The organism is Enterococcus sp. 4E1_DIV0656 (assembly GCF_002140695.1).
Taxonomy (GTDB): Bacteria; Bacillota; Bacilli; order Lactobacillales; family Enterococcaceae; genus Enterococcus_D; species Enterococcus_D entomosocium.
The window spans coordinates 516,121-540,877 of record NZ_NGLF01000001.1; the positions used below are offsets into that span (position 1 = coordinate 516,121).

General features: G+C 42.2%; 28 protein-coding genes, 1 tRNA gene and 1 other annotated feature. Of the genes, 12 read left to right on the forward strand and 17 right to left on the reverse strand.

Annotated features, from left to right (window positions below):
- Positions 1-234 precede the first annotated feature (234 nt).
- Together A5882_RS02365 and A5882_RS02370 are read left to right on the forward strand one after the other, a co-directional pair.
- Entirely contained in the window at positions 235-552 is a 318-nt protein-coding gene (locus tag A5882_RS02365; RefSeq protein ID WP_005233624.1) for a DUF960 domain-containing protein, read from the forward strand.
- Between the two features lie 243 nt (positions 553-795).
- Entirely contained in the window at positions 796-1,848 is a 1,053-nt protein-coding gene (locus A5882_RS02370; protein WP_016612937.1) for a helix-turn-helix domain-containing protein, read from the forward strand.
- A 38-nt stretch (positions 1,849-1,886) separates the two neighbouring features.
- Here the strand turns inward: A5882_RS02370 and A5882_RS02375 are convergent, their stop codons facing one another.
- From A5882_RS02375 to A5882_RS02400, 6 genes are all read right to left on the reverse strand, one after another.
- Positions 1,887-2,741 (reverse strand): MetQ/NlpA family ABC transporter substrate-binding protein, encoded by an 855-nt coding sequence (locus tag A5882_RS02375; protein WP_010749087.1) that lies wholly within the window; start codon positions 2,739-2,741, stop codon positions 1,887-1,889.
- 44 nt (positions 2,742-2,785) lie between these two features.
- A complete protein-coding gene (locus tag A5882_RS02380) occupies positions 2,786-3,472 on the reverse strand; it encodes a methionine ABC transporter permease (protein WP_005233617.1) in 687 nt (228 codons plus the stop codon).
- Positions 3,465-4,499, reverse strand: a complete 1,035-nt coding sequence (locus A5882_RS02385; RefSeq protein ID WP_008379383.1) for a methionine ABC transporter ATP-binding protein — start codon at positions 4,497-4,499, stop codon at positions 3,465-3,467. Before A5882_RS02385 ends, A5882_RS02380 begins: the two co-directional genes overlap by 8 nt.
- 71 nt (positions 4,500-4,570) lie before the next feature.
- Positions 4,571-4,820, reverse strand: a binding site (T-box leader).
- A 77-nt stretch (positions 4,821-4,897) separates the two neighbouring features.
- Positions 4,898-5,236, reverse strand: coding sequence for a glycine cleavage system protein H (locus A5882_RS02390; RefSeq protein ID WP_010749086.1), 339 nt, complete (start codon positions 5,234-5,236; stop codon positions 4,898-4,900).
- Complete coding sequence (locus A5882_RS02395; protein WP_005233612.1) at positions 5,218-5,595, reverse strand: arsenate reductase family protein; 378 nt, start codon at positions 5,593-5,595, stop codon at positions 5,218-5,220. Before A5882_RS02395 ends, A5882_RS02390 begins: the two co-directional genes overlap by 19 nt.
- Positions 5,596-5,604: 9 nt before the next feature.
- Positions 5,605-6,789 carry an FtsW/RodA/SpoVE family cell cycle protein gene (locus A5882_RS02400; protein WP_034872154.1) on the reverse strand — a complete coding sequence of 395 codons (1,185 nt, stop codon included), beginning with the start codon at positions 6,787-6,789 and terminating at the stop codon, positions 5,605-5,607.
- 555 nt (positions 6,790-7,344) lie between these two features.
- Here A5882_RS02400 and A5882_RS02410 point away from each other — a divergent pair.
- The 7 genes from A5882_RS02410 to A5882_RS02440 are packed head-to-tail and all read left to right on the forward strand — an operon-like array spanning position 7,345 to position 13,472.
- Positions 7,345-9,288: a transcription antiterminator gene (locus A5882_RS02410; protein ID WP_016612940.1), complete on the forward strand. Its 1,944-nt coding sequence runs from the start codon at positions 7,345-7,347 to the stop codon at positions 9,286-9,288.
- A 2-nt stretch (positions 9,289-9,290) separates the two neighbouring features.
- Complete coding sequence (locus tag A5882_RS02415; RefSeq protein WP_008379372.1) at positions 9,291-9,746, forward strand: PTS sugar transporter subunit IIA; 456 nt, start codon at positions 9,291-9,293, stop codon at positions 9,744-9,746.
- A gap of 15 nt (positions 9,747-9,761) precedes the next feature.
- The gene (locus A5882_RS02420; protein WP_005233598.1) at positions 9,762-11,099 is read left to right on the forward strand and encodes a PTS galactitol transporter subunit IIC; all 1,338 of its coding nucleotides are present in this window, start codon (positions 9,762-9,764) and stop codon (positions 11,097-11,099) included.
- A 15-nt stretch (positions 11,100-11,114) separates the two neighbouring features.
- Positions 11,115-11,399: a PTS sugar transporter subunit IIB gene (locus tag A5882_RS02425; RefSeq protein WP_008379369.1), complete on the forward strand. Its 285-nt coding sequence runs from the start codon at positions 11,115-11,117 to the stop codon at positions 11,397-11,399.
- 12 nt (positions 11,400-11,411) lie between these two features.
- Positions 11,412-12,263, forward strand: coding sequence for a class II fructose-bisphosphate aldolase (locus A5882_RS02430; protein WP_016621926.1), 852 nt, complete (start codon positions 11,412-11,414; stop codon positions 12,261-12,263).
- A complete protein-coding gene (locus tag A5882_RS02435; protein ID WP_086298299.1) occupies positions 12,260-12,952 on the forward strand; it encodes a triose-phosphate isomerase in 693 nt (230 codons plus the stop codon). Before A5882_RS02430 ends, A5882_RS02435 begins: the two co-directional genes overlap by 4 nt.
- A gap of 4 nt (positions 12,953-12,956) precedes the next feature.
- On the forward strand, positions 12,957-13,472 hold the full coding sequence (locus A5882_RS02440; protein ID WP_005227898.1) for a YjbQ family protein: 516 nt from the start codon (positions 12,957-12,959) through the stop codon (positions 13,470-13,472).
- 102 nt (positions 13,473-13,574) lie between these two features.
- Here A5882_RS02440 and A5882_RS02445 read toward each other — a convergent pair.
- A tRNA-Thr gene (locus A5882_RS02445) sits at positions 13,575-13,647 on the reverse strand.
- 126 nt (positions 13,648-13,773) lie between these two features.
- Here A5882_RS02445 and A5882_RS02450 point away from each other — a divergent pair.
- Complete coding sequence (locus A5882_RS02450; RefSeq protein WP_005227896.1) at positions 13,774-14,010, forward strand: hypothetical protein; 237 nt, start codon at positions 13,774-13,776, stop codon at positions 14,008-14,010.
- Between the two features lie 178 nt (positions 14,011-14,188).
- On the opposite strand, the gene upp is transcribed toward A5882_RS02450, so the two are convergent.
- The 9 genes from upp to A5882_RS02500 form a co-directional block, all read right to left on the reverse strand.
- Complete coding sequence (upp, locus tag A5882_RS02455) at positions 14,189-14,818, reverse strand: uracil phosphoribosyltransferase (protein WP_005227894.1); 630 nt, start codon at positions 14,816-14,818, stop codon at positions 14,189-14,191.
- A 249-nt stretch (positions 14,819-15,067) separates the two neighbouring features.
- Complete coding sequence (gene glyA, locus A5882_RS02465; protein WP_005233585.1) at positions 15,068-16,312, reverse strand: serine hydroxymethyltransferase; 1,245 nt, start codon at positions 16,310-16,312, stop codon at positions 15,068-15,070.
- Between the two features lie 81 nt (positions 16,313-16,393).
- Complete coding sequence (locus A5882_RS02470) at positions 16,394-17,422, reverse strand: L-threonylcarbamoyladenylate synthase (protein WP_086372385.1); 1,029 nt, start codon at positions 17,420-17,422, stop codon at positions 16,394-16,396.
- A gap of 176 nt (positions 17,423-17,598) precedes the next feature.
- Positions 17,599-18,456, reverse strand: a complete 858-nt coding sequence (prmC, locus tag A5882_RS02475; RefSeq protein ID WP_016621930.1) for a peptide chain release factor N(5)-glutamine methyltransferase — start codon at positions 18,454-18,456, stop codon at positions 17,599-17,601.
- Positions 18,449-19,522 (reverse strand): peptide chain release factor 1, encoded by a 1,074-nt coding sequence (prfA, locus tag A5882_RS02480; RefSeq protein ID WP_005227884.1) that lies wholly within the window; start codon positions 19,520-19,522, stop codon positions 18,449-18,451. Before prfA ends, prmC begins: the two co-directional genes overlap by 8 nt.
- A 3-nt stretch (positions 19,523-19,525) precedes the next feature.
- Complete coding sequence (locus A5882_RS02485) at positions 19,526-20,110, reverse strand: thymidine kinase (RefSeq protein WP_005227882.1); 585 nt, start codon at positions 20,108-20,110, stop codon at positions 19,526-19,528.
- Between the two features lie 136 nt (positions 20,111-20,246).
- Positions 20,247-20,828, reverse strand: coding sequence for an N-acetyltransferase (locus A5882_RS02490; RefSeq protein WP_042890675.1), 582 nt, complete (start codon positions 20,826-20,828; stop codon positions 20,247-20,249).
- Positions 20,829-20,882: 54 nt separating this feature from the next.
- Positions 20,883-21,308: a GNAT family N-acetyltransferase gene (locus A5882_RS02495; protein ID WP_005233566.1), complete on the reverse strand. Its 426-nt coding sequence runs from the start codon at positions 21,306-21,308 to the stop codon at positions 20,883-20,885.
- A 2-nt stretch (positions 21,309-21,310) separates the two neighbouring features.
- Positions 21,311-21,832: an AAA family ATPase gene (locus A5882_RS02500; RefSeq protein WP_005233565.1), complete on the reverse strand. Its 522-nt coding sequence runs from the start codon at positions 21,830-21,832 to the stop codon at positions 21,311-21,313.
- A 92-nt stretch (positions 21,833-21,924) separates the two neighbouring features.
- Here A5882_RS02500 and msrA point away from each other — a divergent pair, with 92 nt between their 5' ends.
- Both msrA and A5882_RS02510 read left to right on the forward strand, forming a co-directional pair.
- Positions 21,925-22,443 (forward strand): peptide-methionine (S)-S-oxide reductase MsrA, encoded by a 519-nt coding sequence (msrA, locus tag A5882_RS02505; RefSeq protein WP_016609916.1) that lies wholly within the window; start codon positions 21,925-21,927, stop codon positions 22,441-22,443.
- Between the two features lie 162 nt (positions 22,444-22,605).
- Positions 22,606-23,670 carry an iron-containing alcohol dehydrogenase family protein gene (locus A5882_RS02510; RefSeq protein ID WP_005233563.1) on the forward strand — a complete coding sequence of 355 codons (1,065 nt, stop codon included), beginning with the start codon at positions 22,606-22,608 and terminating at the stop codon, positions 23,668-23,670.
- Between the two features lie 152 nt (positions 23,671-23,822).
- Here the strand turns inward: A5882_RS02510 and A5882_RS02515 are convergent, their stop codons facing one another.
- Positions 23,823-24,617: an HAD family hydrolase gene (locus tag A5882_RS02515; RefSeq protein WP_369596796.1), complete on the reverse strand. Its 795-nt coding sequence runs from the start codon at positions 24,615-24,617 to the stop codon at positions 23,823-23,825.
- Between the last annotated feature and the right edge of the window lie 140 nt (positions 24,618-24,757).

A 24,757-nucleotide genomic window follows, 5' to 3' on the forward strand; every position in this document is an offset into this window, starting at 1 on the left:
AGAGTCCTTTTCATTCTTACGAAGAGCTGGTATGCTGCAACTGACTATTTCCCATTGAAAGACGTCTTTGGGAAAGCTTGGTCCAGCCAACCCAACAAATTTTTAAGAAAATAGTTAAAATGCGTCGCTGACCAAAAAGAAAAGCAGAAGTAGTTGCATTTTTGACGGTTCTTCATTATGATAAATAGACAAATTTGATGTTAATGGCAAGCCTACTTGAAGGAGGGGTTTATTATGTTTGAAACATTTGATGATCACCGCAGTCGTTACGCTTCTGGCGGTATTGTTCAAACACTACCTAGCGAACTGATCGATAGTATATGGTTAATCATTGATCTTGATTTAAAAGGGTTTATTCCGTTGACAAATCTGCTCACCTTTGAAGTCCAAAACAATCATGGTCGTGTCACCCTGCTTTTTTCTCAAGCCCAAAGTCAAATCGAACTTGGTGTTGATCTACCGTACCGGTATTCCGACCTGTATCCCCAAAAAGTCTATGTATATGACGATGGGCAACGGCAAACGATTTTATTGCCTAGCGAGACTCGTTAACGCCCATTCGCCATTCTCTTTTTATAACGACACCTATATAAAAAACCACCCTTTTTATTTTAGAAGGCGGTTTTTTTTTGCATACCTCCTTTCATTTAATTCTGTCTAGCAGCAATTTCAAATAAATACTCGACAAAAACATCGTTTTTTATTACGTTTTATTGACTATTTTTTGCGAGTGAAAATAACGAATGAAGTTCCCTTATAATAAGGACAGTTGCAAAATTTAGCTGAAAGAGGTGCATGATGTTGAAAAATATCCTTGAAAAAGATATTATGCAAATGCTGCGACTCTCCACAACACTTTTAACCGAAAATCCCCTGCCTTTGAATAAAGCTGCTTCCGCCCAAAATATCTCTGTCAAAACGATCCGCCGGCTGCTGTCAAGCTATTTAAACGAGGACCCATTCTTCCACTATGATGTACAACAAGGGCACATTCGTGCAGACCGTCATTTGCAGCAATCAGCCAGTTGCTCCCTCCCCCATATGGAAATGATTGCTGCATTATTCAATAAAAGTGTAAATTATCAGCTACTCTTGCTCTTGTTAAAAATGCCGACTATTTCCTTTGCAGACCTCTACAAACGCTATTATCTCAGCCCATCCAGTTTGCATCGGCGCTTTTCATCCTTTTCTAACTTTTTAGCACCTTATCAACTAGCTATCGATCGCCGCAGTTATCCTTTAATCACTGGCAACGAACGACAACTGCGCTATGTGCTTTTTCGCCTTACCCTCTTAGCAAACCCAGCGCTTATCTCCCCCAATCAAGCGTTTCAGGAGCTGACACAAATCCATCAGTTACGGAAAACTGCTTTTTATCCCAACACATCAATCACGTTTACTCAACAAGTTTTTCCCAAACACTTTGTTCCAAGTTTCTACTTAGTCGGTGAACGCAGCTATTTGTTTTTATGGAAACAGCTTCTAACACTGGAGCCTTTCTATGTACCTGCAGAAGAATCTGTCCTCTTATGCCAAATCATCACCCCAGTTTTGAGGCAGTATCCAATCGAGCAGCCGTTAGAGGTTCTTTTGCCGAAAATTTTCCAAGCCCATCTGCTGGGGGCATTATTGGAGGGCAATTTATTTGTCTATCCGCCATTAAATCCTCGCTTATCTGAACGTTCACAATGCTTGGTCCGTGTTTTCTTGACACAGCTTCCCCACTACGAAAAACTTTTAAAGAAGCATCCCGAGTTGCCCTTGCTCTATGAATGCATTTGGCAAGACGTCTCTTTCTTCCAACCCATCATTGCCTTTCCGCAACAAAAAGAGCGCCCACTTGAATAGCGGTACGCTCTTTTTAAAATCATTTTACTATCAGTGAATTATTTTGCGTCAGCATCAACGATTTTCACTGAACCTTGCCATTGTTCTTCAACAAAGTCTTTGATTTCGTCTGAATGAAGCACTTCGATCAATTTCTTGATTTTGTCGCTATCTTCGTCACCACTGCGGACAGCAATCACGTTGACATAAGGAGAATTATCCGCTTCTAATAAAACAGAATCATCCGCTGGGTTCAAATCGATCCCAAATGCGAAGTTCGCATTGATGGCAATTAGGTCTGCTTCGTCGTTTTGATAAGCAGTCGCCAAAAGAGATGGATCGACGTCATGTTTAAATTCTAAGTTTTTCGGATTTTCAGCAATATCATCAAAGGTTGCCGTTTCTGTATCAACGCCGTCTTTTAAGGTGATCAAGTCAGCATCTTGTAAAATCGTTAGGATACGACCCCAGTCAGATTCAGAAGTGGAAGTAAGAACCGTTGCACCATCTTCTAGTTCTGAAATATCAGAGATTCGTTTTGAGTAAAGACCCATTGGCTCGATATGAATCGCACCAGCATTGACAAAGTCATAGCCATTGTCTGCGATTTGTTTGTTTAAGTAAGGAATGTGTTGGAAGTAATTGGCATCGATATCGCCATTTTCCAATGCTTTGTTTGGCAACACATAATCATCGAAGGTTTTGATTTCAAGATCAATGCCTTCTTCTGCTAGTAAAGGTTTGGCTTGTTCTAAAATTTCCGCATGAGGCGTAACCGATGCACCGATCACTAATTTTGTTGATTCTCCCTCAGCCGCAGATGAATCAGAGCTTCCTGAATTTGAGCCTGTTCCACAAGCAGCTAAAGCGGCAGTTAACAATAAGGTTGTTGCAATACCAAAAATCTTTTTCATATCCATTTCCTCCCATATTTTCCACTTTTTGTTCTTCGTTTCATTTACCGTTTATCGGTGGCCTTCGCAAGGAAATCGCCGACCCCTTGGATAATGAAAACGATAATTAAAATAATCACTGTTGCAACAAGCGTAACAGTGTAATTTCCACGTTGAAATCCTTCTTGCCAAGCCAAAGCGCCTAGCCCACCGGCACCAATCGCACCTGCCATGGCGGTATAACCAATCATTGAGATCGTTGTGACCGTCAGTCCTGAAATCAATGCCGGAACACTTTCTGGAATCACGATCTTATAAATGATCTCCCAGTAACTGGCGCCCATCGCTTCGGCGGCTTCAATCACACCAGGATTGACTTCACGAAAAGCAATTTCCACCATCCGAGCATAAAACGGCGCAGCCGATAAAACTAATGCTGGGATCGCTGCTTTTGCCCCCAGGAACGAACCGACTAATAATGTTGTAAACGGAATGATCAAGACCATCAAAATCATGAATGGCGTTGAGCGAAAGGCGTTACTGATGATGGAAACCACATTATAGAAAATGTTGGCTCCCGCCGTTTGTTTACGCCCTAGTGAATAAAGCGCCAATCCTAGAAGCAAACCGATCACAACCACTAAAACCATTGAGAAAAAAGTCATAAACAAAGTGTCCAGAGTTGCTTGCTGCATGTTGGTCCAGTCGACTTTTTCAAAATTAAAATAGGTTTCTACAAATGATTTATCCACGCTCAATCACCTCCACGCCCACTTGCTGCTCTTTGAAAAAGGCGATCGCTTTTTCGACCTCACTTGCTTCACCTGTCAATAAGACCGTCAAGCCGCCAAAGGATCCTTCATTGGTTTGTTGGATCTTTCCGTAAACGACATTGACATCGATCTGAAAGCGGCGGATCGCTTGTGAAATGACTGGTTCATTGGCGTTGTCTTGTGTAAAGGTCAAGGTCACTAAATGCCCTTGCGGATTTTCTCGTAAGAAGGCTTGCCGTAGTTCTTCAACATCTTCTTCTGGTTCCAAATCTTGCTGAACAAAACGTTTGGTCACTTCTTGCTGTGGGTTACGGAAAACCGATTGTACTGATCCTTCTTCCACGATCTGCCCATGCTCCATCACCGCGACCTTGTTGCAGATTTTGCGAATGACGTTCATTTCATGGGTAATCAGCACGATCGTCAAATGCAATTTTTTATTGATGGAAAGCAAGAGATCCAACACTTCTTCTGTTGTTTGTGGATCTAACGCACTCGTTGCTTCATCACACAGCAAAATTTCTGGTTCATTCGCTAATGCACGAGCAATCCCGACTCTTTGCTTTTGTCCGCCAGACAATTGTGCCGGATAGGCAGTTTCCCGTCCTTCCAACCCAACTAACTTGATCAGCTCTTGCGCCCGTTGCCGTCGTTTTGCTTTTTCAACGCCTGCCAACTCCAATGGCAATTCGATGTTCTCCGCCACCGTTCGAGACCATAATAGATTAAAGTGCTGAAAAATCATGCCGATTTTTTTACGGAAGTTTCTCAATTCTTTGTTTTTCAATGCCAAAATATTTTGACCGTTAATGACTACATCTCCTGCTGTCGGCAATTCTAAGCCGTTCAACAAACGAACTAATGTACTTTTCCCAGCACCAGAGTAGCCAACGATTCCATAGATATCGCCTTTTTCCACTTGCAGTGAAACATCATTGACGGCGTGGACAGCCGTTTGCTTTTTGCCGAATGACTTTTTTACATGCGACAATTCGATTAATGCCATGTTATTCCCATCTTTCCTCTTTGGTTGGTTAAACACAAAAAAAGCTTTCATCCTCTGTACATTATACTGTTACAAAGGACGAAAGCACAACTTCCGCGTTACCACCTTGATTTACTGTCGATTCACATCAACAGCCTCGCTCAGTACTTGAATTGCTTCGCATACTGCTGCACTGTAACGGGTGCCTCCCGTGATAGGCTTGTTTCCACTCACCTATCATGCTCAAAGACCATCTTCCATCCTCTCTCCGTTGCCCATTTGCACCAAACAGGGCTCTCTGTGTACGTTAAGAACATGTACTCTTCTTTTCAAAGCATTCATTTATTGAGCAAATTATAGCAACGTCTTATCCGACTGTCAATTCTTTTTGAAAAAATAGTCGTTTTTACAGATCTGACTTACAAAGCTTCAAATTGACTTGGGTCAACCTCTTTGAAGCTGACCAGCCAAGCATTCATTTCGTCTTCATCATTTAAGGTATCAATGGATTGATCGATTTTTTCATTTACGGAAGAAATCACACCCGTCAATGGACTTGGAAATTCACTGACTGCTTTTTCCGCTTCCAGCTCAACAAGGGTCTCTCCTTGTTTTAAAGCAGTTCCTGCTTTTTGAATCGAAGCAAACGTGACCGCACCAAGTTCTTCTTGCGCTTCTTTTGTTAAACCGACACAATATTCTTTCCCGTTAAACAAAACCCACAAATTATCTTTTTTTCTTAAGCATTTCTTTTCCATGATTCTAGTAAGACTCCTTCATATTCATTTTCTTTAAATCCATTAATCAAAAAGCGGTCGCCGCTAACTAGCAGTGGGCGCTTGATCAACATACCATCGGTTGCCAGCACGTCGGCTGCGTCTTGGGCAGTCATGGTCGGCACTTTTTCTTTTAATTGCAATTCACGGTATTTCATGCCGCTTGTGTTAAAGAAACGGGTTAACGGTGCTTCGCTTGATTGGATCCAAGCCAGCAATTGTTCCGGTTGAGGCGGTGTGGTCACCATATCGATCGCTTCAAAGGGAATCTCGTGCTCTTCTAACCAACGCTTCGCATTTCGGCATGTACTGCATTTTGGGTACCAATAAAATGTAATCATGTGAACTCCTTAAAGTGTTTTTGGTGCGGTCTCAGCTTGATAGCGCATCGATAAAATCAAACCGATCCCAATCATATTGCTTAATAGGGCAGATCCTCCTTGGCTAATAAACGGCAGTGGAATTCCCGTCAACGGTAAGAGACCGATGTTTGCGCCAATGTTTTCAAACACATGGAAGAGAATCATCATAATGATCCCAGTTGCCAAGTAAGCATAAAATTCATTGTTGGTATCGAAACATACGCGGATCATCCGATAGATCAAAATAAAATACAATAAAATGACAAACGCGCTGCCAATAAACCCAAAATTCTCACCGATCACCGAAAAAATCATATCAGATTCTCGGACTGGTACATACACATCGCTGACATTAAATCCTTTCCCGAACATCCCGCCAGAGGCGATCGCCATCAGAGCGTACGCCAATTGGAAGGATTGCCCTTGGGTATCATGAAAAGGATCTAGCCACGAATCGATACGGGCAAACTGGTACTCTTTAAAGATCCCTGTATTGTACAGCAACTCACGACCAACATCGGTAGTCACTAAGAAAATCGTTCCGCCGCCGAGAATCACGAATGCCGCAATCACTGGCACAACGATTCGCCAAGAGATCCCCGACATCAAGAAGACCCCACCGAAAATCGCCAGAAAGACCAACATCGTACCAAAGTCGTTTTGCAAGGTGATCAGGATCAGTACTGGAATCGTGACGGCCAACATTTTCGCAATCAGCAACCCATCTGTTTTCAGATCTCGTTCCCGATGCTTGACATTGTGCTGTGTGACGACTAAGGCCAACATCATAATATAGGCGATCTTCATCAACTCTGACGGCTGGAGAGTAAAGGCCCCAAAACGGAACCAGTTTTTTGACCCTGTCGAGGCAGCCATTGTCCGGTCGTAAAATTTCAAAAGCGCCAACATGACGGCTAATCCGGCTCCATAAATATAGGGAGTCAATTTCCAAAGCCATTTTGATTTGATCTGCATGATAATAATCACCGCAATAATACCTAGCACATACCATAAAGCTTGAAACCCTAACGTTCGCAACATATTCGGGTTATTTGGATCGTGGGTCAACGCCACATACAAGGACGCCACACCAATCAGACATAATAAAAATACGGGTAGAATCACACCGTAATCAATTCGATTATCGTTCGTTTTTATTCGTGAATTTTCCATGTCCACACTCTCTTCTGTAGAATCTTTATCCATTATAGTGATATTTGAGGAGAAAAGAAAGGATTGTCCACGAGCATTCACAAAAAATTTAGAAACTTTAATGATTTTCGGGAAAAGAGGGTTAAAAACAATCCGAAATTGTTTAGAATTACAATGAAAGAAGGGCTATATTCTGATGCATATCTGATCAATCAGAGTAAAACGATCGTATATGTACTAGATAGGAAGTTCAGCGACATACTTTTCAATGAAAACTCGCTGAATTCGTCTATTCTCCTTACTTAATAAAATATCTTATTCTAAGTATTCTTCTTTATTTTAATTATTCTTTACTCAATGTAACCGAACAAAGCAACTTTAAATCAGTCAAAAATTGCCACCTTATTTTCGTTTCAAAGAAATAGCAACCTGTGACTACTTCCCTTAAGTTGCTCAGAATATAAATTGATGCACGACGAGCCTATTTACCACATTAATGTGGTAATGAAATGTTATTTACGCCACCACATAATTTCACTAGAATACAATTAAGGAAGCGCTTCCGGAGGTGAACCAATGATTTTAAATAATCGAGAACAACTACTGTTGCAACTACTATTAGAACAAACGGAGTTTCGCCCTGCCTCTTTTTTTCAAAAGCAGTTAAATGTATCCCAAAAAACGGTTTATAACAATTTAACGACTTTAGAAAAGAAACTAAAAGATTCGGGACTAGCTATCAAAAAAGTACCAAGAAAAGGAATCTTTTTATCTGGTTCTGAATCAGCAAAACAGAATGGTTATCGATTGTTAGCAAAAAAAGAGACTAAACTCGAACTATTTTCACCTAATTATCGTAAAATCTTTATTTTCGCTAACTATCTGTTTTCAGTAAAACCAATGCATTATCAGGAATTCTCTGAATATTTTTATATTAGCAACCAGTCAATAAAGAAAGATGTTGATGAAATCGTTGCTTTCTGTCGATTCCATCAAGTATCAACAAAAATGACTACTAGCGGACTCAAGCTAACCTCAGTTGAATCTGCTGCTCAAAACGTATTCAAATCTTTTTTAGAGAAGTATACCGACGCCAAAGCCAGTGAAAATCTTTTGGTCAACAATCTCTTTGACTCTAAGGTTCTCGATTTAACGAAGAAATTTGTCTCAGACATGACTCAAACAATCGGCCATCCAGTCAATAATTATTCTATTGAATCCTTGAAGCTTTCATTGCGAATTTTTCTTTCAAGACTTCTTATAGATAAACACATTGAAAAACAAGAGCATCTAGTATTTGACGAACTTAGACGAATGAAATTCTATATGATCGCGGTTGATTTTTCTGAAATGATCCAACAGCAACTACCTGTTCAATTTAGTGATACAGATATTCAATATGTATGTTCCTTGTTATTAGCACACGGCATCGAACCTTTTGGTCAAATGGATGAGCCTCACGAATCTACTATCACAAATTGTACGAAACAAATTATTCAAAAAATGTCACATATGTTAAACGCAGATCTGACACAAGATAAATTATTGCTGCAAACATTATTGGCTCATATCGTTCCCATGATCCATCGATCAAAGACAGGAATTTTATTGAAAAACCCACTGATAAAAAGTATCAAAAAACAATACTCAACAATGTATACATTGACCAAATATGCAATTGGAGATTTAGAGGAGCGATTTCAAATCTTATTAACAGAAGACGAAGTTTCTTTTCTGACGATCCATTTTCAGCTAGCCTTTGAAAAGATAAAAATTACTAACCATATACTAATTGTTTGCCAATCTGGTTTTGCTACATCGGAGTTGATTTTTAACCGTATCAAACAGACGATCGCTGCTGATACCGTACTGGAGATCATTCCTTTGAGTAAACTGGTCAGTACATCTCTTGAGACTGTTGATTTGATTATATCAACTATTCCATTGGACATTACAGCACTACCAGTTATTTATATTTCGCCGCTTCCTACTACCGAAGAAATAGGAAGAATCTCAGCAAAGATATCTAATCTTAATGAGAATGAGAAAAATTTTTACTCAAAAAAATACCAGAAAACGACTTTATTACAAAAATATTTAGATCCTACTTTCCTTTTTGTCAAAAAAAAGTTTCGAACAAAAAAAGATGTACTGGATTTTTTAGCAGATGATTATCTGAAAAAAAAGCTTGTTACAACGAAATTTAAGCATTCTCTATTTGAACGAGAGGAACTAGGAAGCACGGGCTTAAAGACAGGAGTAGCCATTCCACATGCTGATCCATATACAGTGAAAGAAACAAAACTTGCTTTTCTCACCCTCGATGCGCCAATTACTTGGGGAGACACAAAAATCCAACTGATTGTTTTGCTTGCGATTGCTGAAGAAAACATGATCGAGGCAAAAGAGTTGATCGCTTCGATTTACGGATTGTTTAACTCAGCCGAAGAAATTCAATGGATCGTTAATAGTCAAACGCAAGAAGAACTGTATCAAAGATTGTTAAGAGGAGGAAATTGATCATGTTTTTTGATCACCAAATCGTGTTACTTGAAAAAGATTTTAAAACAAAAGAGGAAGCTTTTCGACTATTAGCAGACGAACTCATCAAAACTCATTGTGTAAATGATCAGTTCTATCAAAATATCGTACAGCGAGAAGAAACCTTTCCTACAGGTTTAAAAATTAACGGCATTGGGGTAGCGATCCCACATACGGACAGCAAATTTGTTTTACGATCCCAAGTCGCTTTTATGTCACTTGCCTCTCCCCTTTCATTTATTGAAATGGGTTCGCAAGAAAAGAAAATCGATGTATCTCTGTTGTTCATGCTTGCATTGAAGGAACCACATGAGCAATTGGGTATGCTACAAAATCTTATCTCTATGTTTCAAACACCAGGTGTTTTGGAAGCCCTATCCGCAGTAACGACTAAAGAAGCGTATCTTTCGATTATTGAAAAAAATGGACTGCAATAAAAAGGAGGAACAATTATGTTAAATGCATTACAGTGGTTCGTTGATCTAGGTTCAATCGTTGTTTTGCCTATTTTAATTTTTATTTTTGGAATAATTTTGGGGACCAAGCCTGGCAAAGCCTTTACTTCAGCCTTAACTGTTGGTGTCGGGTTTGTTGGATTGAATTTGGTGATTGACCTTCTAAGCAGCAGCTTGGGTCCTGCCGCCCAGCATATGGTTGAACGTCTAGGATTAAATTTGACAACGATTGATGTCGGATGGCCTGCCGCAGCGGCAATTTCTTATGGGACGATTTTAGGAAGTCTTGCGATTCCGATTGGTGTGGTCCTAAATGTTCTACTCATCATTTTAGGGCTGACTAAAGTATTGAATGTAGATATTTGGAATATTTGGCACGCAGCCTTCATCTCTTCTCTGATTTATGCCCTCACTGGAGACTTTGCAATGGGGATCGCGGCCACCGTCATCTATTTGATGATGATTCTTTTAATGGGAGATATTTTAGGTCCGATCATTAATAAGTTCTACGGATTTCCTAATATCACTTTTCCTCATGGTACCGCCGCACCCGGATTCATCTTTGCACTACCGATGAATTGGCTCTTTGATCGTATTCCGGGACTAAAAGATTGGAAAGCAGATCCAGAAACCATTCAGAAAAAATTTGGTGTCTTTGGTGACTCTACTGTTATGGGCTTTTTGATTGGTCTCATCATGGGAATACTTGCCGGATATGACACAGCAGGTGTCGGCCAATTAGCCGTCCAAACAGGCGCTGTGATGGTTTTGATGCCTAAAATGGTTGCTTTACTGATGGAAGGACTAACACCTATTTCTGAATCTGCAAATGAATTCGTCAAAAAACGGTTTCCTGGAAGAGAGCTTTACATCGGTATGGATGCAGCATTATCGGTTGGTCATCCAGCTGTCCTTTCTTCCTCATTGCTGCTAGTTCCGATCACTATTTTGTTAGCCGTAGTTCTACCTGGCAATACGACCTTGCCTTTTGGTGATTTAGCAACCATTCCCTTTCTGATTTGCTTGATGGCTGCTGTTTTTGGAGGAAACATCATTCGAACGGTAATTGCTGGAACGATTTATATGGTAAGCATTCTCTATATTACTTCGTGGGCAGCACCGCTTGTCACTACTGCTGCTCGATCCGCAAACTTTGATCTACAAGGAAACTCTATGATCACTGCTATGGCTGAAGGTGGTTTATGGACCACATTCCTTTATGTCGGCTTAACCAAAATATTAAGCTGGGGCGGTTTAGCCATAATTGGTGTCTCTGTTTTGTTTGGATTGATTTATGTAAATAAAATTCGTCCCAAGAAACAACTATCAAAATAATAGGAGGAAATGATAATGAAAAAACTATTGATTATGTGCGGCACAGGTGTTGCAACTTCAACAATTGTAACAAATAAGGTAAAAGAATGGCTGAAAGAAAAAGGGATGACTGATCAAGTGAAACTGTATCAATCCAAAGTGGCAGATGAGATGAATAAAATTGATGACTATGACATCGTGGTGAGTACAACGGTTGTTCCAGACTCAATCAAAGATCGCGTAATTATGGGGCTGCCACTCTTAACAGGAATTGGTACAGAAGAAATGTACGCGGAAATCGAAAAGAAAATCAAAGAATAAGGAGAATGCCCTATGTTGGTCACAACAAAAGAACTATTCGCACATGCAGAAAAACACAACTATGCATTACCTGCAGCAAATTTTTTCGACTTAACTAGTGCAAGAACATACGCGGAGACTGCTGAACGTTTAAACAAGCCTTTGATATTGGCCTTCGCTCAGTCCCATATGAACATGTTGACTTTAGAAGAGGCTGCCATGATTGGAAAATTTTTGGCAAAGAAAAGCACTGCACCTATCGCTCTGCACCTAGATCATGGTACCGATGAAGAGGTCATCAAAAAAGCCATTCATTTAGGTTTTACTTCCGTAATGATCGATGCTTCTGAGGAGCCATTTGAAGAAAATGTCCGCCGATCAAAGGAGATCGCCGATTACGCTCATAAAAATGGTGTCGTTGTTGAAGCCGAAATCGGGCACGTCGGGTCGGAAAACAGTCTGGAATCAGCCGGAAATAGTCAATCTATTTACACAGAACCTTCTGAGGCTGTTGCATTTGCCAAATTAACCGGGGTTGATTCGTTGGCAGTTTCTATTGGCACCTCTCACGGACATTATCAAGGGATTCCCAAAATAAATTTTGACGTTTTAAAGGAAATACACCTTGCCGTCAGTATTCCTCTTGTTCTGCATGGTGGGTCCTCTTCTGGCGATGAAAACCTTGAAAAATGTGCCTTAGAAGGTATCCGTAAAATAAACATTTTTACTGACTTTGTCACTGCTGCTATGAATGAAATTAACAAAAATCAACCAAATGACTATTTCGATTTACTTCACTCAGCAAGCAATGGAATGGCCAAAACACTCGAGCACTATTTTACAGTCTTTCATACCAAACCTTATCGTGAAGGAGAAAACAAATGAAAAAAAGAACCTTAAGAACGCCATTCTTTGTCGTCAATCCCAAAGCCTATCTTTATGGAAACCAAGCATTGGCATTGGCAAAAGTTGCTGATGAGTTGTCATCTTTGTATGACATCGACATTCTATTTACTGTTCAGCATGCAGACGTTTCTTTAATTAAACAGGCAACAACACATTTATTCGTCACTGTCCAACATTTAGACGGAATCGAAATTGGTCGTGGAATGGGCTATGTTTTACCCGAAGCAGTGGCAGAAGCCGGAGCTGAAGCTACCTTTTTAAACCATGCTGAACACCCCATGACATTGCAAGAACTGACTAAAGCGATTCAGCGCTCAAATGAATTGGGTCTCTTAACAATTGTGTGTGCGAATTCATTGACTGAAGCGAGAGCCGCGGCTTCCCTGAAACCGGATGTGATGGTTTGCGAGCCAACCGAACTAATTGGGACAGGACAAACCAGTGATCTTCAATACATGACGGAAACAAATCGTGTTGTTCGGGAAATTGATCCAGAAATCCTGATTTTGCAGGCTGCTGGTATATCTAGTGCGGCCGATGTTGAAAAAGCTTTGTCGTCAGGTGCTGATGGTACCGGAGGGACAAGCGGCATTGTGCAAGCAGATGATCCCGTTCAAACCCTTACAGAAATGATCAAACAAGCGGTGAAGCATAAAAAGGAGGATTAACACTGTGAAATTTTTAAAAGAGCAACTGACGTTAACTTCTAACGGGAATCGAGTGTCTTACCACAACATCACAGAAGAAGTGAAAACGATGGTTGAAAAAAGCGGAATTTCAAATGGAATCTGTCTCGTACAGTCTCCCCATACGACCTGTTCTGTTATCTTTGAAGAATACATGCATGATACAGACTTTAACGGAGATGAATTTCTTCAAGTTGATTTAAACCGAATTCTCGATAAAATTATTCCTCGTGAACTATCAGAAAATACCGATTATCGTTATCCTGGACCAAAGCATTTAGAATTTTTGATGAGTCTGGACGATCCAAACTACCCAACAGATCCAGCAACGATTTTAAACGGCGATGCCCATATTCGCTCGAGTTTTTTCGGTGCAAGCGAAAGTTTTATTTTAAGTAACGGCAAGCTAGAGATCGGCTCTGTAGGCTATATCTATTTTGTTGATTTCGATCAAAATCGTGTGCGAAATAGGACATGCCATGTAATGCTAATGGGCGAATAAGAACAGTTATCGGGTAAATCAGGAAAAATTGAGATTACTTATCACCTGCAAAAGAAAAACCATGAATCCTCTAAAAGAGGATTCATGGTTTTTCATTTCTTATGCCAGCTGCAGGATTCGAACCTGTGACCTACGCGTTACGAGTGCGTTGCTCTACCAACTGAGCTAAGCTGGCGTTGTATGGCACAAAGAAAATTATATGCAAAAACGGTTGTTTTGTAAAGAGGTCTGCTGAAAAAAATCTACTTACTGAAATTTTCCGAAAATTGTGATATAATAGAAGTATCAAGGAGGTTTTTACATGGCAACATTTGGTAAATTCGAAACAACAATTGTCCCGTCACAAGAAGGTTCAACGTTTGAGGTCGCTACTCCTGTCATGTTCACGTTCCATGGGAAGAAACAAACTGGTACCATCACAAAGCAGTTGAAAAACTCTGCGGTGGTCGAGCTGAACGAAACCCCAGAAAACCAGAAATTAGTTTCGCAAAGTAATGGTGTATTGATCATCAATTACAAACAATTAACCAAACTATAACCCGTTTAATGCAAGGAGAAAATCAGTTGATTTTCTCCTTTTTTCATTGTCTGATTTTATGAAAAGCTAAAAAAAGCCATGGATAACCGATCGAACCGTTTTGGCAGTCGATCTTCTTCCATGGCATCATTGACGAGGCAAAACTTGAAGCAGTTGCCTTTGTCTTATTTGTATTGATTTATTTTGTACCGAATAGACGGTCACCGGCATCGCCCAAACCAGGAACGATATAGCCGTGTTCATTTAGGCGTTCATCAAGATTTGCAGTGTAGATATCAACATCTGGATGGGCATCTTGCAATGCTTTCACGCCTTCTGGTGCAGCAACTAAGCAGACGAATTTCATGTTTGAAGCGCCGCGTTTTTTCAGTGCGTCGATCGCCATGATCGCTGAACCGCCCGTAGCTAACATTGGGTCAACGATAAATAATTGACGTTCATCGATATCTTCAGGTAATTTTACGAAGTATTCGTGTGGTTCTAGCGTTTCTTCATCACGGTACATCCCGATATGACCAACTTTTGCGGCTGGGATCAATTCAAGGATACCATCAACCATGCCTAGACCTGCGCGCAGGATCGGAATGATCGCTACCTTTTTACCAGATAGTGTTTTTTGTGTTGATTCTTCAATTGGTGTTTCAATCACTAGATCTTCAAGCGGCATGTCGCGAGACACTTCATACGCCATCAACATTGCGATTTCATTAACAACTTCACGGAAAACCTTTGTTCCACAGTTCTTGTCGCGGATCATTGTTAATTTGTGTTGGATCAGCGGGTGATCGATTACTTGAAATTTACCCATTTAAAAAAATCTCCTTTGGTTTTTCTCTTATTTTAAAGCAAATCGGCTCTTGTTACAACCATCTGCCACAGGCAATACTGCTTTTCCTCAAAAAAAGGATTGTGTTAGAAGGAAGGAGACAAGACGGCATGTAACACGCCTCTACGTTCATTCTAGCCCCTTTTTCACTTTTGGTGATCAAAGGAGCTGGAGCGTAGGAAAAACGCGTGAGACGTCTTGTCTGACCTTAACTTCTGTCACAGTCCCAATTTATTTGTTTTTGTAAAGTGGATAGTTGTCCGTCAATTCTTTGACTTGCGTCGCTACTTCTGCCAAGACGGCTTCATCATTTGGTTTTTCTAAAACTTTGACGATCAATTTCGCCACTTCGACACAATCTTCTTCTTTAAAGCCACGACTAGTGATCGCTGGTGTCCCCACGCGAATCCCACTCGTTTTGAAAGGACTTAATGATTCGAAAGGAATAGAGTTTTTATTGACGGTGATATTGACTTGATCCAGCAATGCTTCTGCTTCTTTTCCGTTCAAATCAAAGCCACGCACATCGATCAATAATAGGTGATTGTCTGTTGCACCAGAGACCAACCGGGCTTGTGGTGCTTGGTTGAAGACTTTCGCCATTGCTTGCGCATTGCGAATGACTTGTTCAGAGTACTCTTTGAACGACGCATCTTGTGCTTCTTTAAATGCAACAGCTTTCGCTGCAATCACGTGCTCTAATGGGCCGCCTTGAATACCAGGGAAAACGGCACTATTGATTTTTTTCGCTAAATCTTCATCATTTGTTAAAATCAAGCCGCCTCGAGGGCCGCGTAATGTTTTATGGGTCGTAGAAGTCGTGATGTCCGCATAAGGAACTGGGTTTGGATGAAGACCAGCCGCTACTAAACCAGCGATATGCGCCATATCCACCATCAATTTTGCGCCAACTTCATCAGCGATTTCACGGAACTTCGCAAAATCGATCGTACGTGAGTAAGCACTGGCACCGGCAACGATCAGTTTCGGTTGATGCTTGCGCGCCAAAATACGAACGACATTGTAGTCAATGACTTCTGTTGCAGGATCAACACCATAACTAACAAAATTATAGGTCTTGCCGCTGAAATTCACTGGTGAGCCATGGGTCAAATGACCGCCTGCGGAAAGATCCATCCCTAATACTGTATCGCCTGTTTCGATCAACGCTAAATAAGCTGCTGTGTTGGCTTGAGAACCAGAATGCGGTTGAACATTGGCATATGCCGCACCGAAAATACTTTTCGCCCGTTCAATTGCTAAGTTTTCTACCACATCAACAAATTCACAGCCGCCATAGTAACGACGACCTGGATAACCTTCAGCGTATTTATTTGTCAAAATACTACCTTGCGCAGCCATTACACCTTCTGAAACGATATTTTCAGACGCAATCAATTCCAAATTGTTTTGTTGACGATTCGTTTCTTTTTCGATCGCTTGCCACAATTCGGGATCAAACGTTTGATAATCCATGCTTACAACACCCCTTTACCTTAATGGTAGCATTGTATCACATTTCTTCATAAGCTACCTATAATGAATTCTGGTTTTTTGCTAATTTTCTTGAAAGAAACTTTGATTTGCAGCTTTTTTCAACCGATTCAAATAAGCAGCCCCTAAGCCGCTTTCTGGAAACGTGGGTGCGAATAAGACATCTAGCTCAGCAATCGATTCATCTAACGCCCGTAACCCCGCAAACAGCCCTTTTGTCGCAGCTTCCACACTGTCATCAAAAAATAAATAGATGGCTGCAGCTTCGAAGCGGACCTGCTCGGCGATCGTCGGTCCAGCTAAAACACCTACCTTAAGCTGCTGTTCTCTCGCCCAAGCCATGGCTGCCGACCAATCTTGGTCATTGACCATCATGACATTGGTATTCGGTGCATAGTGCTTGTATTTCATGCCTGGCGCTTTGGGTGCTTCACTTTCTGTTACTAAATGCTGATCGACGAGGACTTTTGTTTGTAAGACTGCTTCAAGCTGTTCTTTAGAGATTGCACCAGGGCGTAAGATGATCGGCGGTGCCGTTGGGTCACTCAAATCTAAGACCGTTGATTCGACACCGATCTGTGTCACCCCATCGTCCAAGATGCCAGCGATTTTGCCTGCCAGATCATGCTGAACATGCGCAGCTGATGTTGGGCTTGGTTTACCAGATGTATTTGCGCTAGGACCAACCAATGGCTGTTGGGCTTGTTTGATCAACGCTAACGTCTTGGTGTTGTTGGGCATCCGAAACGCCGCTGTGGATAAGCCGCCAGTAACGATGCTAGGTAAGCTGTCTTTTTTGATCGAAAAGATCAAGGTTAGGGGCCCAGGCCAGAAAGTTTCCATCAATTTATCAGCAAAAGGATGCTTGTTATCCACAAACGGTTCCAACTGCTCTGGCTCGGCAATATGAACGATCAAAGGGTTGTCACTAGGTCGTCCTTTGACTTGATACACTTGCGCAACAGCTTTTGGCAAAAGCGCGCTAGCCCCTAGTCCATAGACAGTTTCCGTCGGGAACGCCACTAATCCCCCCTCAGCTAAGATAGCTGCTGCTTCGTTTAACTGTGATTGATCAAAAATTTTTGTTTCCACAATTTATCCACATCCTTTTTTGAGAAGTTTCCACACTTATCAACATTTTCTCGTTTCTTATCCACATTTTGTGGATAAGTCGTTTGTCAAGTGTGGATAACCTTGTTCATAACTCCATTTATTCCCAAATTGTTCATTTCATAAGGTTTTTGCACTTTTTCTGTAGCAAAAAAAAATTATTTATCCACATCTTGTGGATGACTGACGAACACCATCCGATCTTGACCCGCAAGATCTTTTACTACGGTAACTTCTTTGTTGGAAAAAGCGGCTGCAAAAAGCTGTTGAACAGCTTGTCCTTGCTGGAAGCCGATTTCCAGCGCCATTTGCCCACTTGGTGCCAAACACTTCGGTGCTTGCTGTGCTAATTGCTTATAGATCGCCAATCCTTGTTCTTGAGCAAAAAGCGCCATTTTAGGCTCTTTTTCCCGTACACTGATATCCATCAGCGGCCACTCTTCAGCGCTGATATACGGCGGGTTGGAAACGATCAGATCCCATTGCTGATCTGCCACAGGCTCCAAGGTATCTCCTTGGAAAAAGCGGATCTCTGCACCTAAGGCTGTCGCATTTTCTTTAGCAACGGCTAACGCCTCTGCTGAAAGATCCACGGCACTTACCGACCACTGGGGACGTGCCAATTTTAAGGCAATGGCGATCGCTCCTGTACCCGTGCCAATGTCAACGACTCGTAGCGGCTGATCTGCTGGTAGTTTTGCCAGACAGTTTTCCACCAGCTCTTCGGTTTCTGGACGCGGGATCAAGGTTGCAGGGGTCACTTTTAAGCGATGACCATAAAATTCTTCATACCCCAATAAATATTGCGGGGGTTCATGCTGTAGCAACTGTTCAAGATCTGCTGCGATCTGTGCCTCATCTTCCCTTAGGATGGGTTGGTCCATCTGCAGCAGCCAATCGAGTTGCTGCCAGTTTTTTCGCTGTAAAAACAGGTATTGGATCGCATACCCGTCCAGTCCTTTCGTTTCTAAAAAAGAAGAAGCCCGTGAAAGGACTTCTCGATAGGTTTTAGCCATTTTGCATCTCATCTAATTTTGATGTTTGATCGTAAACGATCAGTGCATCAACAATTTCATCGAGTTTTCCAGCTAAAATTTGATCCAATTTTTGAATAGTCAACCCGATACGGTGATCTGTTACGCGGTTTTGCGGGAAGTTATAGGTCCGGATCCGTTCAGAACGATCGCCGGTACCCACTGCTGATTTACGGTTTGCATCGTATTCGCTTTGTGCTTCTTGCTGCATTTGGTCATAGACCCGTGCCCGCAAGACTTTCATCGCTTTCTCACGGTTTTTCAGCTGTGAACGCTCATCTTGCATCGCAACAGCGATCCCTGTTGGCAAGTGAGTCAAACGAACAGCAGAAGCTGTTTTGTTAACGTGCTGACCACCGGCACCAGAGGCATGGTAAATATCGGTACGAATATCTTTGTCTGCGATATCGATTTCGACTTCTTCTGCTTCAGGCATAACCACGACCGTTGCCGTAGACGTATGGATTCGGCCTTGTGATTCGGTAGACGGTACCCTTTGCACTCGGTGGGCGCCGCTCTCATATTTCAATTTTGAAAAGACGTTGTCGCCAGTGATCATCATGATGACTTCTTTGTAGCCGCCGATCCCAGTGACGTTGGCATCCATGACTTCGACTTTCCAGCCTTGGTTTTCCGCATATTTTTGATACATATTGAAAAGATCGCCAGCAAATAAGGCTGCTTCGTCGCCGCCTGCTGCACCACGGATCTCCATGATGATGTTTTTGTCATCATTCGGGTCTTTTGGCAACAACAAAATCTTGATGCGTTCTTCTAAAACGTCTTTTTCTTTTTTCAAGTCAGAGAGTTCTTCTTTGGCCATCTCAGCCATTTCTGCATCTAGGTTTTCCCCAAGCATTTCTTCAGTGTCCTTGATTCCTTCAACGACTTCTTTGTAACGGCGGTAGACTTCCACCGTTTCCCGTGTATTGGCTTCTTCTTTTGAAAGCTGCATGAAGCGTTTGGTGTCAGAGATCACGGCTGGATCACTTAGTAATTCGCCTAATTCTTCGTAACGGTCTTCGATTGCTTGTAACTGATCGTACATTGATTATTCTCCTTCTTTTTTCATTCCCGGGTGAAAGTAATGCTTGCGGCAAACTGGATAATACGCTTCATTGCCGCCGATTTGTACTTGATCGCCCTCGTAAACGGGTTTTCCGTCGATATAGTGCAAGTTCATGGTTGCTTTTTTATGACAGAACCAGCAGATGGTTTTCATCTCTTCGATTTTATCTGCGTAAAGCAGCAAGTATTTTGAGCCTTCAAATAATTCATTGCGGAAATCATTTTTCAAGCCAAAGGCCATTACAGGAATACCTAACTCATCCACGATTTTGGTGAAAGCCAGCACGTGATGCTTCTTTAGGAACTGTGCTTCGTCGATCAAAATACAATAAGGTTTATAACCGAGGTCTTTGATCAAATGAAATAGATCCGTTTCATCAAAAATCGGGATCGCGTCTCGCTCTAAGCCGATGCGACTCGAAACATTTCCCACGCCGCTTCTCGTGTCCAATCCACTTGTCATGATCACGACTGGTTTGTCTTGTTCTTCATAGTTGTGAGCAACTTTCAGTATCTCGATCGTTTTCCCACTATTCATTGCGCCATATTTAAAAAAAAGCTGTGCCATCTCGCCCATCCTTCCTCATACTCCTTTGGTATTATACTTGAAAAAGGAGAATTTTTACAGACTTAAATTCGACACACGCCGCCTTTTACGCAAGAGTTTTACGAAAAGTTAACGGATTTTTTGCTGCCGGTACTTCTTAATCATTTCTGGCTTTTCTGGCCACTTCTGCCAATACTTGACAAGCCAGTGGATATTCTGGATTTTCATTCCCATTGATATCCGTTGCAATGATCACAAAACCGAGCTGCTGGTAGAGCTTGATTGCTGCGTGGCTCCACGTTTGCGTATGAAGATACATCGGCTCGTTGGCTGCCTCTAAGACAGAAACGACTTGCGTGACCAAGCCGCGAGCGATCCCTTGACGTTGAGCTTGCGGCATTACTGCTACCCAATGGACTAGCGGAACCGGTGTACCGTCTTGCTTGGCTTTTTTCCAAGCGGTAGCCGTGCCGACCGGTGTACCTGTTTGATCAATGGCAAAAAACATTCGCTGTCCTAGCTGTGCTTGCTCGGGCATAAATTCTTTTTCAAAATACGCCAATGCCTCTTCCTCATTGTCAAACTCTCCGACGGATGTTTCGATCCGTGCCCAGTGCCTTTCGTCTCCTGCTTGGTAGCTGCGTAGCGAATAGTTATCGGATTGAATGGGCTGGATCGGTGTGCTTTTGTGTGCTCGCTTCATCCAGATTTCTGCATATGGAATTGATTTATCTAACATTGGTTGTGCCTCTCTTTCATTGGTTTCGTCCTTGTTCAATGGTTTCTTTGGGATTCAATCACGTAATTTCTTTACTAGAAAAATTTCTGTTAGCTGATTTTGCGTATGGGCGATTCTCCCGATTTCTTCATAGCCCACTCGCTGATAAAAATCTGGTGCTTGGAAATCAAAAGTCGCCGTCTGGCAATTTTCACAGCCAAATGCTTTCAACTGCTGTTCAAGATCCGTAAGAATCTGCTTGCCATACCCTTTTCCCCGCTCGGATGCTTTGACCCACAGGGTGTCAAGATAGCCGATATGATACATCGAGGCGTAGGCAATGCCACCAGCAATCACCACACCCTCTTTTTTGATTACACTGCTAAAGTTCTGATAGGTCTCTGTTTGTGTAAATGGTTTTTGATGCTTTGTGTATGCTGTTAATGCTGTTTCTAACGCAGCCAATTCTTGGTCTGTTCCTTGTTCAATGATTCGCGCCATATTCAATCACTCCTTCTTGTTTCTTGATAATCTGCGATGATCTGATCGACCGTTTCTGCTATCGTTAGGCCTTCTTTGATCAGTCTTTCCTCTGAAGATCCTTTTGGGAAAAGCAAGTCTCGCTCAAGCCACCATTTACGCATCGCTTCCTCGGATAAATAGTCTCGCTGCATTCGGGTCTGATGTCTTTTGACCGTTTCCTCGAAAGAAAGATCAAAATAATAAACTAGCTTTTTTTGGGGAAAGAGTTTCATTAGAAAGTCGAGAAAGTCTTGGTATTTTTCACGAGAATAAATCCCCTCAACAAGTATCATCGGCACTTTCCCCTTCGCATATAGGACAGCTTCTTTCATCAAACCGCTGGCTAAATTATTAGGGGTATCTTTGACACAAAAAATTTCTCGCCGAAAAACATCTTGTGAAATCAGCACTGCCTCTTCCCCAAAAACGTGCTGAACAGCTTTGGCAATAGTGGTTTTTCCGCTGCCAGAATTCCCCCGTAGTAAAATTAACATGCTTTCCATGGGCGGTTCCTTTCTTCGTTAGTAAGTTATCTAAGCATATCTCTTGTTTTTCTCTACTAGAAGCATACCATAGAAGCAAAGGAGGAATACCTATGAAAGATACGGCAATTTTTGCTGGTGGTTGTTTTTGGTGCATGGTGAAGCCTTTTGATTCACAGCCAGGCATCCTCAAAGTGGTTTCGGGCTTTACTGGCGGCCATGTCCCTAACCCAACCTACCAACAAGTAACGACAGGTACCACCGGTCACACCGAAGCAGTTGAAATCACCTTTGATCCTGAAGTCATCTCTTATGAAGAATTAGTTGCCATCTATTGGCAGCAGACAGACCCCACGGATGCGTTTGGTCAGTTTGCCGACCGTGGTGATTCCTATCGTCCAGTGATTTTTTACAATAGTGAAGAACAAAAAGCGATTGCGGAAAAATCAAAGGCGCAGTTGCAAGCTAGCGGCCGCTTTGACCGTCCGATCGTAACGAAGATCGAACCAGCAGAACCTTTTTATCCTGCAGAAGATTATCATCAAGATTTTTACAAAAAAAATGCAGCCCATTACAATGCTTATAGCGAAGGCTCCGGTCGAGCCGGCTTTATTCGCCAAAACTGGGCTTAACATTTTGGAGAACGTTCCTTACAATTCATCACTAACAGCCGATCTGCCTCGTCAGCAGATCGGCTGTTTTCTGTTTTTTCCCAAAAAGGAAATTGACAGTCAGGGCATTTTCGCGCTACACTGATTAGAAAATTCTGACGATTATAAAGGAGTGTTTGTTTGATGTTAGCTAATGAAGTCCGTCCAGGTCCAAACCGTTATATTACGGGCGATGGGGTCTTAACTGATTTGCCGGAGTATTTACGAGAGTTCCAAGAGGTAGCAGTAATTACTGGGGAGCAGTCATTCGATGTGTTTTCGAACTATTACCCTCATTCATTTGACTACCCGATCTACCGCTACGATGGATCATCGAGTTATGAAAATGCGCAAACCTTAGCTGAAGCGATCCAGCAAGCAGATGCCGTGGTGGCAATCGGCGGCGGCAAGGTCGCTGATACAGCAAAAATCACCGCCCAAACCCTTGGCGCAGAGCTGATCGTGATCCCTACATTGGTTTCCAACTGTGCGCCCTTTACCCCGGTGATCGTCGCCTATTACCCCGATCATACGATTTGTAAAATCGACTATGCCAAAAAAGGTGCCTACATGACGATCGTCGACACCCGTTTTTTACTAGCCACACCTGTTGATTACTTTATCGCAGGGATCGCTGATACCTTAGCCAAATATTATGAAATGGAAGCCATCGTCCGCAACATGGCAGAAGACGACAAGACTGCCTTAGTACGGCTAGGTTTCCAAAGCGCTCTTTTGATCAAAAACTTGCTGATTGCCGATGCGATCCAAGCTGTCAAAGACCTAGAAGCTGGGCAGCTGACACCCGCCTTTGCCCGCATCACCGACGCGATCATTGCTTTGGCAGGCGAAGTTGGCGGTTTTGCAGTAGAGTTTGGCCGCACGTCCGGTGCGCATGCGCTGCATGACGGCTTGTCTTATTTGAATGAGACCCATAGTGTCTTGCACGGCAATAAAGTCGCCTACTGCATTTGGGTCCAGCTTGCCTATACCAATGATTTTGATGTGATTGAAGAATTACGGCCGTTTTACGAAGCTTTGCACTTGCCGATGAAGCTGAAGGATCTCCACGTGACACGCCTTGATCGGGATTACTTCGCCTCGGTTCTGACCTATGCTGTCAAGGAAGAAGAAACCTTTATTTTGATTGATCCTGCGATCACACCCGAAAAAGTCTATCAGGCGATCGAAGCAGTAGAGGCGCTGTAAACCGTACAAATTGCTAAACAACTTTATATCAATAAAAAACTGTTTCCCTAATGCATTTCGGAAACAGTTTTTTTATTTGATCAAACTGACACGCAGTAGCAATCCTGGCTGCGCATGTTCTTAGCGGGCAACAGCAACTGACGCATTGCCCATCACTGCACGGCTTCACCCAGCAACCCGTTTTCTAAGCAGTATTGATAAATACCTTCCTCGGCTACGTGACCAATCACTTCGTCAGCGATCGCTTTTAACTCATCCGAAGCATTGGCCATTGCTAGACCCCAACCAACTGCCTCCAGCATCTCAATGTCATTGTTGCCATCCCCAAAGGCAATGGCTTCGGATTTATCCAAGCCATAGTAAGCCAGCATTTTGGCAATGCCGCTTCCTTTCCCGCTGCTGGCTGGAATAATATCGACTGCCCGATCCCACCAGGCGGTGATTTTCGCCTCTGTAGTATTTGCCATCACTTTGGCGTAGTCTTCTTTCCCTGAACCTAACATCACTTGGAAAATGTCTTGCTGTTGGATCAACTCTTCAAAATCTTCTGCCACGATCACTTCTTGATGAGCAAAGGAAAAATACTCAACTAAATCAGCATCTTTGCCATTGGCAACGGTACGATCCTTCGTTGCGATTGCTACTGGACGCTTGAGCGCCGTCGCATTTTCTATGATTTGCTGAACATCTTTTTTAGGAATAGGGTTTTGGTGGATCCCCTCGGCTTGATTAAAACAATACGATCCGTTAAAGGTCAAAAACGCATCGAAGGTCACGCCTTCAAATTGCGGCAACGCGATGGGACTTCTGCCAGTCGCAATGCACAACAGGATCCCTTGCTTCTTCAAGGTTTTTAATGTGGCTAACATTCTTTCAGAGATTTGCTTTTTGTTCATGTCGATCAGTGTGCCATCAACATCAAAAAAAATAATTTTCACGTTCTTCATGATCTTCCCCATTTCCGTCTCGATTTTCAAAAAATTGATGCGCTTTTCTCTCTATTGTTCCGTGCGGATCGTCGCTGTTATCTTTTATTTCTTTTATCTTCTCATAAATTGCCAGCGTTTTCTTCTGAAATCGTGAAAAT

Bases quoted from the DNA above. Each gene is read 5' to 3' on its own strand.
- A5882_RS02365 (WP_005233624.1), top strand. From the start codon at position 235: ATGTTTGAAACATTTGATGATCACCGCAGTCGTTACGCTTCTGGCGGT.
- A5882_RS02370 (WP_016612937.1), top strand. From the start codon at position 796: ATGATGTTGAAAAATATCCTTGAAAAAGATATTATGCAAATGCTGCGA.
- A5882_RS02375 (WP_010749087.1), bottom strand. From the start codon at position 2,741: ATGAAAAAGATTTTTGGTATTGCAACAACCTTATTGTTAACTGCCGCT.
- A5882_RS02385 (WP_008379383.1), bottom strand. From the start codon at position 4,499: ATGGCATTAATCGAATTGTCGCATGTAAAAAAGTCATTCGGCAAAAAG.
- A5882_RS02390 (WP_010749086.1), bottom strand. From the start codon at position 5,236: ATGGAAAAGAAATGCTTAAGAAAAAAAGATAATTTGTGGGTTTTGTTT.
- A5882_RS02395 (WP_005233612.1), bottom strand. From the start codon at position 5,595: ATGATTACATTTTATTGGTACCCAAAATGCAGTACATGCCGAAATGCG.
- A5882_RS02400 (WP_034872154.1), bottom strand. From the start codon at position 6,789: ATGGAAAATTCACGAATAAAAACGAACGATAATCGAATTGATTACGGT.
- A5882_RS02410 (WP_016612940.1), top strand. From the start codon at position 7,345: ATGATTTTAAATAATCGAGAACAACTACTGTTGCAACTACTATTAGAA.
- A5882_RS02415 (WP_008379372.1), top strand. From the start codon at position 9,291: ATGTTTTTTGATCACCAAATCGTGTTACTTGAAAAAGATTTTAAAACA.
- A5882_RS02420 (WP_005233598.1), top strand. From the start codon at position 9,762: ATGTTAAATGCATTACAGTGGTTCGTTGATCTAGGTTCAATCGTTGTT.
- A5882_RS02425 (WP_008379369.1), top strand. From the start codon at position 11,115: ATGAAAAAACTATTGATTATGTGCGGCACAGGTGTTGCAACTTCAACA.
- A5882_RS02430 (WP_016621926.1), top strand. From the start codon at position 11,412: ATGTTGGTCACAACAAAAGAACTATTCGCACATGCAGAAAAACACAAC.
- A5882_RS02435 (WP_086298299.1), top strand. From the start codon at position 12,260: ATGAAAAAAAGAACCTTAAGAACGCCATTCTTTGTCGTCAATCCCAAA.
- A5882_RS02450 (WP_005227896.1), top strand. From the start codon at position 13,774: ATGGCAACATTTGGTAAATTCGAAACAACAATTGTCCCGTCACAAGAA.
- upp (WP_005227894.1), bottom strand. From the start codon at position 14,818: ATGGGTAAATTTCAAGTAATCGATCACCCGCTGATCCAACACAAATTA.
- glyA (WP_005233585.1), bottom strand. From the start codon at position 16,312: ATGGATTATCAAACGTTTGATCCCGAATTGTGGCAAGCGATCGAAAAA.
- prmC (WP_016621930.1), bottom strand. From the start codon at position 18,456: ATGGCTAAAACCTATCGAGAAGTCCTTTCACGGGCTTCTTCTTTTTTA.
- prfA (WP_005227884.1), bottom strand. From the start codon at position 19,522: ATGTACGATCAGTTACAAGCAATCGAAGACCGTTACGAAGAATTAGGC.
- A5882_RS02485 (WP_005227882.1), bottom strand. From the start codon at position 20,110: ATGGCACAGCTTTTTTTTAAATATGGCGCAATGAATAGTGGGAAAACG.
- A5882_RS02490 (WP_042890675.1), bottom strand. From the start codon at position 20,828: ATGTTAGATAAATCAATTCCATATGCAGAAATCTGGATGAAGCGAGCA.
- A5882_RS02495 (WP_005233566.1), bottom strand. From the start codon at position 21,308: ATGGCGCGAATCATTGAACAAGGAACAGACCAAGAATTGGCTGCGTTA.
- A5882_RS02500 (WP_005233565.1), bottom strand. From the start codon at position 21,832: ATGGAAAGCATGTTAATTTTACTACGGGGGAATTCTGGCAGCGGAAAA.
- msrA (WP_016609916.1), top strand. From the start codon at position 21,925: ATGAAAGATACGGCAATTTTTGCTGGTGGTTGTTTTTGGTGCATGGTG.
- A5882_RS02510 (WP_005233563.1), top strand. From the start codon at position 22,606: ATGTTAGCTAATGAAGTCCGTCCAGGTCCAAACCGTTATATTACGGGC.
- A5882_RS02515 (WP_369596796.1), bottom strand. From the start codon at position 24,617: ATGAAGAACGTGAAAATTATTTTTTTTGATGTTGATGGCACACTGATC.